12 protein-coding genes and 1 pseudogene are annotated in these 13,391 nt (G+C 72.4%); 9 read left to right on the forward strand and 4 right to left on the reverse strand.

Features of this window, described 5'->3' with window-relative positions; genetic code table 11:
* Window positions 1-155: 155 nt before the first annotated feature.
* The 9 genes and pseudogenes from ACIBI4_RS16885 (at window position 156) to ACIBI4_RS16925 (ending at window position 9,207) form a co-directional block, all read left to right on the forward strand.
* A complete protein-coding gene (locus ACIBI4_RS16885; protein ID WP_399204653.1) occupies window positions 156-1,271 on the forward strand; it encodes an ADP-ribosylglycohydrolase family protein in 1,116 nt (371 codons plus the stop codon).
* Window positions 1,268-2,482: pseudogene (locus ACIBI4_RS16890) on the forward strand (ADP-ribosylglycohydrolase family protein); the annotation flags it as partial. The gene ACIBI4_RS16885 and the pseudogene ACIBI4_RS16890, both read left to right, overlap by 4 nt.
* On the forward strand, window positions 2,430-3,581 hold the full coding sequence (locus ACIBI4_RS16895; RefSeq protein WP_399204654.1) for an ADP-ribosylglycohydrolase family protein: 1,152 nt from the start codon (window positions 2,430-2,432) through the stop codon (window positions 3,579-3,581). The pseudogene ACIBI4_RS16890 and the gene ACIBI4_RS16895, both read left to right, overlap by 53 nt.
* The gene (locus ACIBI4_RS16900) at window positions 3,578-4,984 is read left to right on the forward strand and encodes an ADP-ribosylglycohydrolase family protein (protein ID WP_399204825.1); all 1,407 of its coding nucleotides are present in this window, start codon (window positions 3,578-3,580) and stop codon (window positions 4,982-4,984) included. The genes ACIBI4_RS16895 and ACIBI4_RS16900 overlap by 4 nt, the downstream gene beginning before the upstream one ends.
* A complete protein-coding gene (gene rbsK / locus ACIBI4_RS16905; protein ID WP_399204655.1) occupies window positions 4,981-5,883 on the forward strand; it encodes a ribokinase in 903 nt (300 codons plus the stop codon). Before ACIBI4_RS16900 ends, rbsK begins: the two co-directional genes overlap by 4 nt.
* A 25-nt stretch (window positions 5,884-5,908) precedes the next feature.
* Window positions 5,909-7,180: a CaiB/BaiF CoA transferase family protein gene (locus tag ACIBI4_RS16910; RefSeq protein WP_399204656.1), complete on the forward strand. Its 1,272-nt coding sequence runs from the start codon at window positions 5,909-5,911 to the stop codon at window positions 7,178-7,180.
* Window positions 7,177-8,016 carry an HpcH/HpaI aldolase/citrate lyase family protein gene (locus tag ACIBI4_RS16915; RefSeq protein WP_399204657.1) on the forward strand — a complete coding sequence of 280 codons (840 nt, stop codon included), beginning with the start codon at window positions 7,177-7,179 and terminating at the stop codon, window positions 8,014-8,016. The genes ACIBI4_RS16910 and ACIBI4_RS16915 overlap by 4 nt, the downstream gene beginning before the upstream one ends.
* A gap of 46 nt (window positions 8,017-8,062) precedes the next feature.
* Window positions 8,063-8,554: a GNAT family N-acetyltransferase gene (locus ACIBI4_RS16920; RefSeq protein WP_399204659.1), complete on the forward strand. Its 492-nt coding sequence runs from the start codon at window positions 8,063-8,065 to the stop codon at window positions 8,552-8,554.
* Between the two features lie 32 nt (window positions 8,555-8,586).
* On the forward strand, window positions 8,587-9,207 hold the full coding sequence (locus ACIBI4_RS16925; RefSeq protein ID WP_399204660.1) for a DJ-1/PfpI family protein: 621 nt from the start codon (window positions 8,587-8,589) through the stop codon (window positions 9,205-9,207).
* A gap of 56 nt (window positions 9,208-9,263) precedes the next feature.
* On the opposite strand, the gene lgt is transcribed toward ACIBI4_RS16925, so the two are convergent.
* The 4 genes from lgt to trpB all read right to left on the reverse strand — a co-directional run bounded on the left by lgt (window position 9,264) and on the right by trpB (window position 13,340).
* Complete coding sequence (lgt, locus tag ACIBI4_RS16930; protein ID WP_399204661.1) at window positions 9,264-10,283, reverse strand: prolipoprotein diacylglyceryl transferase; 1,020 nt, start codon at window positions 10,281-10,283, stop codon at window positions 9,264-9,266.
* Window positions 10,284-10,395: 112 nt separating this feature from the next.
* A complete protein-coding gene (locus tag ACIBI4_RS16935) occupies window positions 10,396-11,175 on the reverse strand; it encodes a thioredoxin domain-containing protein (protein ID WP_399204662.1) in 780 nt (259 codons plus the stop codon).
* 78 nt (window positions 11,176-11,253) lie between these two features.
* Window positions 11,254-12,072: a tryptophan synthase subunit alpha gene (gene trpA, locus ACIBI4_RS16940; RefSeq protein ID WP_399204663.1), complete on the reverse strand. Its 819-nt coding sequence runs from the start codon at window positions 12,070-12,072 to the stop codon at window positions 11,254-11,256.
* Window positions 12,069-13,340 carry a tryptophan synthase subunit beta gene (gene trpB, locus ACIBI4_RS16945; protein WP_399204664.1) on the reverse strand — a complete coding sequence of 424 codons (1,272 nt, stop codon included), beginning with the start codon at window positions 13,338-13,340 and terminating at the stop codon, window positions 12,069-12,071. The genes trpA and trpB overlap by 4 nt, the downstream gene beginning before the upstream one ends.
* Between the last annotated feature and the right edge of the window lie 51 nt (window positions 13,341-13,391).

Raw genomic sequence — 13,391 nt, forward strand, 5'->3', positions numbered from 1 at the left:
TGGCTCCTGCCAGCAAGGAAGGCCATACTTACCTAGCCTAAGGACCGGTCAGGCAGGCCTTGCTCACCTCGCCGCGCAGCACCCCGTCGCGGGCGAAGGGGTGACGTAGGGCCCCGCATGCGCAACCCACCCGACCGGCGTGGAACCCATCCCCCATGCAGCAGCCGATTGCATACGTTCCGCCGGGACCCACGGCACCGAGCAGCACCCCAGGCCTGCGCACCCGGGCCCGGGGCTCCCTCCTGGGACTCGCCGTCGGCGACGCCCTGGGCGCCCCCGCCGAGAACCTCAAGCCGTCCGAGATCCGCGCCCGCTGGGGCCGGATCGAGGGCTTCGTCGTCGACCACCCCGCCGGCACCGACGACACCGAGTACGCCATCTTCTCCGGCCTCCTCCTCGCCCGCTTCGGCGGCGGTCTCACCACGGCCCGCGCCGAGACCGCCTGGCACCAGTGGATCGCCGACCTGGACGAGGGTCCGTTCAAGGGCGCGGGCTTCAGCGAGCGCGGCACCCTGGAGAACCTCCGCCGCGGCCTCGCCGCCCCCGTCACCGCCCAGCACCGCCACGCCTGGAGCGACGGCCTCGCCATGCGCGCGGCGCCGTTCGGGGTGTTCGCGGCGGGCGACCCGGCACAGGCCGCGCGGCTCGTCGCGATCGACGGCTCGGTCAGCCACGACGGCGAGGGCATCTTCGGCGGACAGGCCGTCGCCGCCGGGGTCGCGGCCGCGATGGGCGGCGCGGGCCCGGCAGGTGTCATCGGCGCCGCGCTCTCCGTCATCCCCATGGACTCCTGGACGGCCCGCTCGCTGCGCCGCGCGGTCATCGCGGCCCCCGCGGGCGAACGCGCGGTCCGCAGCGCGGTCGTCATCGGCGGCTACCCGTGGACCGACCTCGCCCCGGAGGCGGTCGGCCTCGCCTTCGGCGCCTTCGCGGCGGCCCGCGGCGACTTCCGCAGCGCCGTCCTGATGGCCGTGAACATGGGCCGCGACGCCGATACGACGGCGGCGCTCGCGGGCGCCCTGGCCGGTGCGCTCCAGGGCGAGGCGGCCATCCCCGCGCCCTGGGCCGAGGCGATCGGCCCGGTCCGCGGCAGCTGTCTGCCGTCGATGGCGGGCCACCACGTCCTCGACGTCGCGGATCTGCTGACCCCGGACGACGAGGACGTGGACGTGCACAGGGACGTGGGCAGGGACGTGGGCATGGACGTGGGCATGGACTTACCCGTGGACGTGCACACACCGTCGCCGACCGGCAAAGAGGTGACCGGATGACCCCGCACTCCTCCCGGACGGAGGCACCCGCCCCCACTCGCTCCCGCATCGAGGGCCTCCTCCTCGGGCTGGCCGCCGGGGACGCCGCAGGCTGGCCCGCCGCCCGCCACCGCGCGGCGCGGATGCCCGAGTGGACCCGCCGCCTCACCCGCGAGCTCGATACGTTCGCCGAGCAGAACGCGACGACCACGCTCCCCGTGCCCATCGCGCTCAACCAGCCGCCCGAACCGCTGCAGCTGGGCCCGTCCGACGACGCCGAGTGGGCCGCGTTCACCGCCGTGTCCCTGCTCAAGTCCGCGGCCGCGGGCGAGCCCGCCCTGCGGGTGCGGGCCGCGGTGGACCACTCCTGGCAGACCCTCGCCGCGCAGATCGCGGAGGCCGAACTGCGCGCCCCCGAGGTCGAGTCGGCGGTCGTGCCGCTGCGGGCGCGTATCTCCGTACGGGCCGGTCTGGGCAATCTCGCGGGCGGTCTGCGCCCGCCCGCGACCGGCCACGACAATCCGCACTACTTCGACGACGCGGCCTGTGTACGGGGCTGTGTCCTGGCCGTGATCCACCCCGGCGATCCCCAACGGGCCGCGGACCTCGCCGAGTTCGACGCCCGCTACACGCAGGACGGCGACGGTGTGCACGGCGCCCGCGCCATGGCGGCGGCGAGCGCCGCGCTGCTCGGCGGCCGGGACATCGCGGCGGCCGTGGACGCGGCCCTCGACCAGCTCCCGGAGGAGACGGAGATCGGCCGCAACGGCCGGCACGCGGTGAAGCTCGCCCGCGACGCGGAGGACGCCTTCTCGCTCATCCCCGTCCTGGAGCACCAGATCGTGGACCACGTCTACAGCTACGGGATCGCGGCGGCCGAGACCGTCCCCGTGGCCCTCGCCCTGACCACCGCGGCCCGCGGTTCGCTGGCCGGTGCGGTACCGGCCGCGGCCTGTCTGTCCCGGGTCGCGGACTCGGCACCGGCCCTCGCCGGCGCGCTAGCCGGTGCGTACGAAGGGGCCGCGGGCGTCCCCGACTCGTGGCGCTCCGCGTGCCGCACCCTCTCCGGCTGCGCACTCCCCCGCCTGGCGGGCACCGATCTGGTGGCGCTCGCCGCCCAACTCGCCGAACTGCTCGCTCCAGACCGGTAACTGACGCCCCCGGGTGGACAATTCACCCATGACAGACACAGCAGGGGTCCTCCTGGACGACCGCATCGCCCGCGCCCTGACCGGCGCCGCGGTCGGCGACGCCCTCGGCGGGCCGGTCGAGGGGTACAGCCCCGAGCAGATCCTGGAGCGGCACGGCGGACGGATCCACGGCGTCGTCGGCCCCTGGTTCGAGGACTGGCGCACGGCCCGCCCGCTCGCTCCGTACCACAAGGGCGACGGCCACATCACGGACGACACCTTGCTGACGCACGCCCTGATCCGGGTGTACGAGAGGGTGCGCGACCACCTCGACGCGTACTCCGTGGCCGAGCACCTGGTCCCCGACCTCATCGGCACACCGCGCTGGATCCCGGAGCTGGAGGCCGAGGCGCTCCCCCTGCAGCGGGTCTTCCTCGCCGAGAAGTGGCTTGTCACCCGGGTCCACTACGGCCATGTGGACCCCCGCGAGGCGGGTTCGGGCAACATCGTCAACTGCGGCGCGGCGATGTACATGGCACCGGTCGGCCTGGTCAACGCCGGTCACCCCGCCGGTGCTTACGCCGAGGCCCTGGACGTCGCGGGCGCGCACCAGTCCTCGTACGGGCGCGAGGCGGCGGGAGTCTTCGCGGCGGCGGTGGCCGCGGCGTGCACCCCCGGCGCAACGCCCGCCTCGGTCGTCGAGACCTGTCTCTCCCTGGCGAAGGACGGCACCCGCGCGGCCATCGAGGCGGTCTGCACCGCGGCCGCCTCGTACGACTCCTTCGAACCGGCCCTCGCGCCGCTCCGCGCGGCGGTCGAGCCCTTCGACACGGTCGGCCCCGAGTACCGCTCCCCCTCACTCGGCGCCCGCCGCCCCTCGCGCCTGCACTCCATCGAGGAGCTCCCCATCGCCCTCGGCATGCTCCTGATCGGCGCGGGCGACTACCGCCGCACGGTACTCGGCTCGGTCAACTACGGCCGCGACTGCGACTCGATCGCCACGATGAGCGGCGCGCTCGCGGGCGCGCTGGGCGCGGAGATCCCCCCGGAGTGGTCCAAGACGGTCGCGGAGGCCAGCCGCATCGACTTGTCGACTCCAGCGCGCGCGCTCACGGAGGTGACCCGCGAGATCTTCATGCGCGACGTGGCCCGCAGACGCGCCCACGAAACGACGTTCGCATCCCTGACGGGCCCGGCGTGACCACCGCCCCGTTGCGCCTCACCTGGGTCCAGCCGGAGGACCTGATCGGCCACGAGCTGCGGCAGCTGGCGCTGGAGGGGCACGACGTCTCGGCGGTGGAGTCGCGCTGGCGGGCGGCGGGGGGGCATCCGGCACCGGAGCGGGCGGGGGCGTCGAACTCACCCGCCCCGGAGTTGCGCACCGTGGCGATCCAGCTCATGCAGGAACTCGCAGAGTTGAGCCGCACACCCCCACCACTCTCAGCCCGGCCGGCGTGTGAGGCCATCCGGACGAAGTTCGGATCCGGGGGTCCGGGGGCGCAGCCCCAGGTTTCGGGAAGGGGCGGGGTGGGGGAGGCCAAGAACCCACCCACCCACCTGCACCGCCTCCACGCCTCCTGGCTCGGCAGAGCCGCCGGCTGCCTCCTCGGCAAGCCGGTCGAGAAACTCCCCCTCGAAGGCATCCGAAAACTGGCCCGGGCCGCCGACAACTGGCCCATCCGAACCTGGTTCACCGAACAAGGCGTCCCCCAGGACCTACTCCACACGTACCCCTGGAACAAACGCAGCGCAAAGACCTCCCTCGCCGAAAACATCACCGGCATGCCGGAGGACGACGACCTCAACTACCCCCTCCTCAACCTCCGCCTCCTCCAGCGCCACGGAAAGAGCTTCACCACCACCGACGTGGCCAAGCTCTGGCTGGACGAACTCCCCGCCGGCCGCACCTTCACCGCCGAACGCGTCGCCTACCGCAACCTCCTCGACGGCATCGAGCCCCCGCACACCGCCCGCCACCGCAACCCGTTCCGCGAGTGGATCGGCGCCCTGATCCGCGCCGACGTCCACGGCTGGACGAACCCGGGGCAACCGCTGAGGGCCGCCGAACAGGCCCGCAGGGACGCACGGCTGACCCACACGGGCAACGGCATCCACGGCGCCGAGTTCATCGCGGCCGTCCTCTCCGAAGCCGCCACCGGCGCCGACGTCCACCGGTCGATCGAGGCCGGCCTCACCGCCGTACCCCCGGATGCGCAGCTCCATCGAGCCATCACCCACGCCCGCCGGCTCGCCGCGACCACAGCCGACTTCGACGATGTGGTCGACGAACTCCACCGCGTCCACGCCGCCCACCACTGGGTCCACGTCATCCCCAACACCGCGGCGATCACAGCGGCCCTCACGCACGCCGACGGCGACTTCACGCACTCCATCACGCGCGCCGTGAGCGCGGGCTGGGACACCGACTCCAACGGCGCCACGGCCGGTTCGGTCGCGGGCCTGATCGCGGGCCGCCCGGACCGGATCCCCGCGCACTGGACCGCACCGCTGCGCAACCATCTCTCCACCACCGTCGCCGGATTCGACGGCACGGGCTTCGACACGCTCGCCCAGCTCACCCTCCGGGAGGCCGAACGATCATGAGAGCCACGCCCCGTATCGCCGTACTCGGCTCCACGAACATGGATCTCGTCGCGTACGTGGCCAAGGCGCCGGACCGCGGAGAGACCGTCACGGGACGGGAGTTCCGTACGGTCCCCGGCGGCAAGGGCGCCAACCAGGCCATCGCCGCGGCCCGCGCGGGCGGGGACGTCACGATGATCGGGGCCGTCGGCGCCGATGACTTCGGCGTACGGCTGCGGGGCGCGCTCGGCGAATCGGGCGTCGACACCGGCCGGCTGCGCACGGTGGAGGGCGCGAGCGGCACCGCGCACATCGTGGTGGACGACGAGGGCGGCAACGCGATCGTGGTCGTCCCCGGCGCCAACGCCACCGTGACCGCGCTCGCCCCCGGTGACGGTGAGGCCATCGAGGCCTCGCAGACCCTGCTGCTCCAGCTGGAGATCCCCCTCGCCGGTGTACTGGCGGGCGCGCAGACGGCCCGCTCCCACGGCGTACGGACGATCCTCACCCCGGCCCCCGCCCAGCCGCTGCCACCCGGACTCCTCGCCGCCACCGACCTGTTGGTGCCCAACGAGCACGAGGCCGCGACCCTCACCGGGCACACCGACCCGTACGAGGCGGCCGAGGCGCTGCTCGCCCAGGTCCCCGAGCTGGTGATCACGCTCGGCGCTGCGGGCAGCCTGTACGCCGACCGCTCCGGCACCCGGCTCACCGTGCCCGCACCGCGGGTCAAGGCCGTGGACACCACGGCCGCGGGCGACACCTTCGTGGGCGCGCTGGCGGTCGCGCTCGGCGAGAGGCGCGCGATGCCGGACGCGCTGGCCTGGGCCTCCGCCGCCGCGGCGCTGTCCGTGGGCCGGCCGGGCGCCTCGGCCTCGATGCCGGCGCGCGCCGAGATCGACGCCGCCGTCCACCCGTAACCACCCTCGTACGTAAGAGGAGTTCATGCCCTCCGCACCCTCGTCCTCACCTTCGCCCTCCTCCCCGCCTTCGTCCTCGCCCACCTCCCCGCCTTCGTCCTCGCCCACCTCCCCGCCCCCGCTCACCGGCCTGCGTGTCCTCGATCTCGCCACGCTCTTCGCGGGCCCGCTCGCCGCCACGATGCTCGGTGACTTCGGGGCCGAGGTGATCAAGGTCGAGCATCCCCGCAAGCCCGACCCCTCGCGGGGCCACGGGCCCTCCAAGGAGGGCATCGGGCTGTGGTGGAAGCTGCTGGGCCGCGGCAAGCGCACCGTCACGCTCGACCTCTCCACGAAGGGCGGCCGCGAGACGCTCCTCAAGCTCGCCGCCACCGCGGACGTCGTCATCGAGAACTTCCGTCCGGGCACGCTGGAGAAGTGGGGCCTGGGTTACGAGGAGTTGAGCGCGGCGAACGAGCGGCTGGTCCTCGCGCGCGTCACGGGATTCGGGCAGTTCGGGCCGTACGCGCACCGGCCCGGCTTCGGGACGCTCGCGGAGGCGATGAGCGGTTTCGCGGCCATCACGGGAGAGCCCGACGGCCCGCCGACGCTCCCGCCCTTCGGCCTCGCGGACTCGATCGCGGGCCTCGCCACGGCGTACGCGGTGATGACGGCCCTGGCCGGGCGGCAGCGCACGGGGCGTGGGCAGGTCGTGGACATGGCGATCATCGAGCCGATCCTCACGGTCCTCGGCCCGCAGCCCCTCTGGTACGACCAGCTGGGCCACGTCCAGCCGCGCACCGGCAACCGCTCGACGAACAACGCGCCGCGCAACACGTACCGGACGGCGGACGGCAGTTGGGTCGCCGTGTCGACCTCGGCGCAGTCGATCGCGGAGCGGGTCCTGCGGCTGGTCGGCCGCCCCGAGCTGATCGACGAGCCGTGGTTCGCGACGGGCGCGGGCCGCGCGGCGCACGCGGACGTCCTCGACGAGGCGGTCGGCGGCTGGATCGCCGCCCGTTCCCGCGCCGAGGTCATCGCGGCGTTCGAGCAGGCGCAGGCCGCCATCGCCCCCATCCAGGACGTACGGGACGTCATGGCCGACCCGCAGTACGCGGCCCTCGACACGCTCACGACCATCGACGACCCGGACCTCGGCCCACTCCGTATGCAGAACATCCTCTTCCGCCTCTCCGACACCCCGGGCGCCATCCGCTGGGCGGGCCGCGCGCACGGCGCCGACACCGACGAGGTGCTCGCCGAACTCGGCCTGTCCGCACCGGAGATCGAGGCGCTGCGCACGGAGGGCGCCGTATGAGCGCACAGCCCACGGGCCCGAAGATCCCGCTGACCTGGCTCTACGTTCCCGGGGACCGCCCCGAACGCGTCGCCAAGGCCCTGCGCGCGGGCGCCGACGTGGTGATCGTGGACCTGGAGGACGCGGTGGCGCGGGACCGCAAGGCGTACGCGCGCGCGGCAACCGCGGAGCTGCTCACCGAGCGCCTGTCCGTGCCGGTCCACGTACGGATCAATTCCCTCAACGGCCCGCTGTCCGCCCTCGACATCGAGGCCCTCGCGGGCCGCCCCGGCCTCAGCGGGCTGCGGCTGCCGAAGGTGACCTCACCCGACCAGATCGCCAAGGTCGCCGAACTGGCCGACGCTCCCCCGCTGTTCGCCCTGCTCGAATCCGCGGCGGGCATCGAGCGGGCCTACTCGATCGCGACAGCGCACGCCTGCCTGCGGGGCATCTCCCTGGGCGAGGCGGATCTGCGGGCCGACCTCGGCGTCACACTGGACTCGGCGCTCGACTGGTCCCGCAGCCGTGTCGTCTGCGCGGCCCGCGCCGCGCACCTGCCCTCGCCGCCGCAGTCCGTCCACCCCGACATCCACGACCTGGACACCCTCGCGGCCTCCTGCGCCCACGGCCGCTCCCTCGGCTTCCTGGGCCGCGCGGCCATCCACCCCCGCCAGCTCCCGGTGATCGAGGCGGCCTACCTCCCCACACCGGCCGAAGTCACGGCAGCCCGGCAGATCGTCGAGGCAGCCCCCACCGACACCGGCGCCCTGGCCCTCCCGGACGGCCGGTTCGTGGACGCGGCGGTGATCGCAGCCGCGGAACGCACCCTGGCCCTGTCCCACCGCACACCCGCGTAACCCATATTCGCTTTCCGCCCCCGCCCCCTCCCCTTACGCTGCGCCGATGATCTCCGAGAACCTCACGGACTCCGTCGGCCGCCTCGTCACCCTGCACGGGGTGACCGCCGAGAACTGGCGGGCCGTCGCCGATATCGCACCCCACGACTCCCAGCGCGACTGGGCGCCCGCCCTCGCGGCCCGCTACCTCCTGCTGTCCACGCTGGAGGACGACTGGCACTCGCTGGCGGTGCGCGCGGACGACACGGTGGTGGGGCACGTCATGTGGGCGCGCGACGAGGACGGCTCGCACTGGATCGGCGGTCTGCTCGTGGACGCCACGGAACAGGGCAGGGGCCTGGCCCGCACGACCATGCGCACCCTCCTGCCCTGGCTCGCCACGCTCCCGGGCCACTACACGACGCGCCTGTCCTACGCCCCCGAGAACACCGCGGCGGCCCGCCTGTACGAGTCCTTGGGCTTCACGGCGACGGGGGCACAGGAGGACGACGAGGTGGTGGTCGAACTGGTTGCGAAGGGGCGCCCGGACTCCGCCTAGCCGACCCGGCGGCACTGGCTACGCTGCGCCGCATGGACATAGTGATCCCGCTCTTCGACCGTTTCGAGCCCCTCGACGCCATCGGACCGTACGAGATGCTCGGCTACCTGCCGGGTGCCACCGTCCGCTTCGTGACCGAGCAACCGGGCCTGGTGCAGGACGTGCTGGGCTCGCTGCCGGTGCACGTGGCCACGCGGTACTCGGACGTGGAGCGGTGCGACGTCCTGCTGATCCCGGGCGGCGGCAGCTTCCTCGCGATGGTGGACGACGCGGACTTCGTCGCCTGGGTCCGCCGCATGCACGCCACGACCCGCTTCACCACCTCGGTCTGCACGGGCTCCCTGGTGCTCGGCGCGGCGGGCCTGCTCGACGGGCTGCCCGCCACGACCCACTGGGACGCGGTGGCGGATCTCGAGGCGTACGGGGCCGTCTACAGCACCGAGCGCGTCGTACGCCACGACCGGGTGATCACTTCGGCCGGTGTCTCCTCCGGGATCGACATGGCGCTGCAGCTCTCCGCGCTGCTGACGGACGAGCTGACGGCCCAGGCGATCCAGCTCTACACGGAGTACGACCCCGAGCCGCCGTTCACCACGGGCTCGGTGGCGAAGGCGCCGGCGGAGGTCGTCGCCCGGGCGCGCACGCTGGGCTGAAAAGCCGAGGGCCCACGAACCGGTTGGTTCGGGGGCCCTCGCAAAGCTGTGGGCACTCAGCCCTTGGCCGACCCGGCCTCGTCCTTGACCTCCGCACCGGAGTCACCGTCGGAATCACCATCGGTGGCACCGTCGGCGTCGGAGTCCTTCTTGGACAGTTCGACCTTGTCCGCGTCCGCGTCCGTAGCGGAATCGGCATCGGCATCGGCATCGGCATCGGAGTCGGAGTCGCTCTCGGCGGCGCCCCCGTCACGGTCCGGCTCCACCACTTCCTCACGCCCCGGACGCACCCGGGCGGAGATCACGATGTAGGCGACGGCGAGGACGAAGACCACGATCGACGTCCACACGTTGAACCGCAGACCCAGCACATCGTTCAACTGGACGTCGTCGACGCGCATGTACTCGATCCAGGCGCGGCCGACACAGTACGCCGCGACGTACAGCGCGAACGCCCGCCCGTGGCCGAGCTTGAAGCGGCGGTCCGCCCAGATGACGAGGAGCGCGACGCCGATGCACCACAGGGACTCGTAGAGGAACGTCGGGTGGTATTCGCCCGGCACCCGTCCGCCGTCGGACCGGGTGATCTCCAGCGCCCACGGCAGATCGGTGGCACGCCCGTACAGCTCCTGGTTGAACCAGTTGCCCCAGCGGCCGATGGCCTGGGCGAGGGCGATGCCCGGGGCGACGGCGTCGGCCCACGCGGGCAGCGGGATGCCGCGGCGCCGGCAGCCGATCCACGCGCCGAGGGCGCCGAGGGCGATGGCGCCCCAGATACCGAGGCCGCCCTCCCAGATCTTGAACGCGTCCACCCAGTTGCGACCCTCACCGAAGTAGAGGTCGTTGTCGGTGATCACGTGGTAGAGGCGGCCGCCGACGAGGCCGAAGGGCACGGCCCACACGGCGATGTCGGCCACCGTGCCGGGCTTGCCGCCGCGGGCGACCCAGCGCTTGCCGCCGATCCATACGGCGACGAACACACCGATGATGATGGCGAAGGCGTAACCGCGCAGAGGAAGGCCGAAGAGGTCGATTTCGCCCTTCGACGGGCTGGGGATCGATGCAAGGATTTCCATGGCGGGACCGACGCTACCCTGCCGGGTCCCCCGCACGGCAATCAGCCCGGTCTAACGGCCTGATAACAGACCGCCGCAACCGGGCCGATCACCGCACATCCGTCAGGAGCCGCTACTTCGCCGCCGCCTCGACCTGCTGCTTCAGTTTCTCGGGCGTCAGCGGGTTGTTCTGGTCCGCGAAGATGTTCTTGCCGTCGAGCAGGACCGTCGGCGTGCCCGTGAAGTTCCCGGCGCGGAAGGCGTCGTTGGACTTGTTCACCCAGCTCACGTGCTCGCCGTCCTCGACGCACTTCTTGAAGGCGGCGGTGTCCAGGCCGTCGACCTCCTCGGCGAGCTCCAGGAGGCGGCTGTCCTTGCCGAAAGCGTCGTCCGTTTCCGGCGGCTGGTTCTTGTAGAGCACATCGTGGTACTCCACGAACTTCCCGGCGTCCTGGGCGCAGGCCGCGGCGTTCGCCGCGTTCACCGAGCCCGTGCCGCCCATGTTGCCGTCGATGATCGTCGCCAGGCGGTACTCGACCTTGAGCTGCCCCTTGTCGGTGAGCTCGTGGATCGTCGGGCTGTACTGCGTCTCGAAGGAGGCACAGGCCGGACAGCGGAAGTCCTCCCAGATGGTGAGGGTGGACTTGGCGCTGTCCTCGCCGACCGGGATCGTCAGCTTGTCCTTGCCGGTCGCCCCGGTGGGCGGGGCGGCGGGGCCCGACGCGTCCTTCTTGTCCCCGTCCCCGGAGTTGGCCGCGATCACTCCGGCGATGGCGGCCAGGCCGAGGACTCCTACCACGGCACTGCTGACGATCAGCGCGCGTCGGCGCCTGTCGCGGGCCTTCTGCTGTTCCCGCTCCTGTGCCAGCCGGTCGCGGGCGGCACGCTTTCCCTCACGGTTCTTCTCACTCACAGTCCGCAAACGAACCGGGGAGGCACGAGCGTGCCTCCCCGGTCCAGGTCCACCCGTTCGGATGAGTGCCCTCTGCGGTCAGCCCCGCGGCGCGCGTACGCCCTGCGCCAGCTCACCGGCGAGCCGGCGTACCGCCTCGACTCCCGCGGCCTCGTCCGCCGCGTCGAGCATCAGCTTGACGAAGGCCGAGCCGACGATGACACCGTCCGCGAACTGGGCGACTTCCGCGGCCTGTCCGGCGTTGGAGACACCCAGGCCGACGCAGACGGGCAGCTCGGTGGTGGCCTTCGTACGGCGTACGAGGTCCTCGGCCGCCTCGCCCACGGACTCCCGCGTGCCGGTGACGCCCATCAGCGAGGCCGCGTACACGAAGCCGGAGCCCGCCGCGGTGATCTCCTTCAGGCGCGCGTCCTTGCTGCTTGGCGCGACCACGAAGACCGTCGCCAGGTCGTGCTTGGCGGCGTGCTCCCTCCACAGCGCGGACTCCTGGACGGGCAGGTCGGGCAGGATGCAGCCCGCGCCGCCCGCCTCGGCGAGCTCGGCGGTGAAGCGCTCGACGCCGTAGCGGTCGATCGGGTTCCAATAGGTCATGACGAGGACGGGCTTGCCGGTGGCCTCGTACGCCTCGCGGACCGTGCGCATCACGTCGGCGATCTTCAGACCTGCCTTCAGCGCGATGTCGTCGGCGGTCTGGATGACCGGCCCGTCGAGGACCGGGTCGCTGTAGGGAAGCCCGACCTCGACGACGTCCGCGCCGCCGTCGAAGGCGGCCTTCACGGCGTCGATCCCGCCGTCGACGGACGGGAAGCCCGCCGGCAGGTACGCGATGAGCGCCGACCGGTTCTCGGCGCGCGCCGCGGCGAGGGTGGTGCCAAGCAGTTCGATGTTCCCGCTCACTTCGCGTCCCCCGCCGTCTCGTCGTAGTACCCGAAGTAGCGGGCCGCCGTGTCCATGTCCTTGTCGCCGCGCCCGGAGAGGTTGACGACCATCAGGCCGTCCTCGCCGAGTTCCTGGCCGACCTTGAGTGCTCCGGCCAGCGCGTGCGCGCTCTCGATGGCCGGGATGATGCCCTCGGTCTGCGAGAGGAGGCGCAGCGCCTGCATCGCCTCGTCGTCGGTGACCGGGATGTAGTCGGCGCGTCCGCTGTCCTTGAGGTACGCGTGCTCGGCGCCGACGCCCGGGTAGTCGAGCCCGGCGGAGATCGAGTAGGGCTCGATGATCTGGCCTTCCTCGTCCTGGATCACGTAGCTGCGCGAACCGTGCAGGATGCCGGGGTCGCCCGCGGTCAGCGTGGCCGCGTGCTCACCGCTCTCGACGCCGTGCCCGCCGGCCTCGCAGCCGACGAGGCGTACGTCGGTGTCGTCGAGGAAGGCGTGGAAGAGACCGATCGCGTTGGAACCGCCGCCGACGCAGGCGATGGCCGCGTCGGGCAGGCGGCCCGCGCGCTCCAGGATCTGGCGGCGGGCCTCGACGCCGATGATGCGCTGGAAGTCGCGCACCATCGCCGGGAAGGGGTGCGGGCCCGCGGCCGTACCGAACAGGTAGTGGGTGTCCTCGACGTTGGCGACCCAGGCGCGGAAGGCCTCGTTGACCGCGTCCTTCAGAGTCCTGGATCCGGACTTCACGGCGATGACCTCGGCGCCGAGCATCCGCATGCGCGCGACGTTCAGCGCCTGGCGCTGTGTGTCGATCTCGCCCATGTAGATGGTGCATTCGAGGCCGAACAGGGCGCACGCGGTGGCGGTCGCGACGCCGTGCTGGCCCGCGCCCGTCTCGGCGATCACCTTGGGCTTGCCCATGCGCTTGGTGAGCAGAGCCTGACCGAGCACGTTGTTGATCTTGTGCGAGCCGGTGTGGTTGAGGTCCTCGCGCTTGAGGAAGACCCGCCCGCCGCCCGCGTGCCGCGCGAACCGCGGCACCTCGGTGAGGGCGCTGGGGCGGCCCGTGTAGTTGACGAGCAGTTCACTGAGCTCGCGGGCGAACTCGGGGTCCTGCTTGGCCTTCTCGAACTCGACGGCCACTTCGTCCACGGCGGCGACCAGCGCCTCGGGGATGAACTTGCCGCCGAACTTCCCGAAATAGCCCTCGGGGGTGGGGACTTGGCCGTCCGGCTCCGGTACGAAGAACTCGCTGTGGTCGCGAGCTGAACTGCTGTCGTTGGGCATGACGAGATGCTCCTACGTCGGGACGCGCTGCGTCCCTGATGTCGGGTTTGC

Source organism: Streptomyces sp. NPDC050418 (assembly GCF_044458745.1).
Taxonomy (GTDB): Bacteria; Actinomycetota; Actinomycetes; order Streptomycetales; family Streptomycetaceae; genus Streptomyces.

Coding starts and splice junctions, on each gene's coding strand:
- trpB (WP_399204664.1), bottom strand. CDS start 13,340: ATGCCCAACGACAGCAGTTCAGCTCGCGACCACAGCGAGTTCTTCGTA.
- ACIBI4_RS16925 (WP_399204660.1), top strand. CDS start 8,587: ATGGACATAGTGATCCCGCTCTTCGACCGTTTCGAGCCCCTCGACGCC.
- ACIBI4_RS16885 (WP_399204653.1), top strand. CDS start 156: ATGCAGCAGCCGATTGCATACGTTCCGCCGGGACCCACGGCACCGAGC.
- rbsK (WP_399204655.1), top strand. CDS start 4,981: ATGAGAGCCACGCCCCGTATCGCCGTACTCGGCTCCACGAACATGGAT.
- ACIBI4_RS16910 (WP_399204656.1), top strand. CDS start 5,909: ATGCCCTCCGCACCCTCGTCCTCACCTTCGCCCTCCTCCCCGCCTTCG.
- ACIBI4_RS16915 (WP_399204657.1), top strand. CDS start 7,177: ATGAGCGCACAGCCCACGGGCCCGAAGATCCCGCTGACCTGGCTCTAC.
- ACIBI4_RS16895 (WP_399204654.1), top strand. CDS start 2,430: ATGACAGACACAGCAGGGGTCCTCCTGGACGACCGCATCGCCCGCGCC.
- ACIBI4_RS16920 (WP_399204659.1), top strand. CDS start 8,063: ATGATCTCCGAGAACCTCACGGACTCCGTCGGCCGCCTCGTCACCCTG.
- lgt (WP_399204661.1), bottom strand. CDS start 10,283: ATGGAAATCCTTGCATCGATCCCCAGCCCGTCGAAGGGCGAAATCGAC.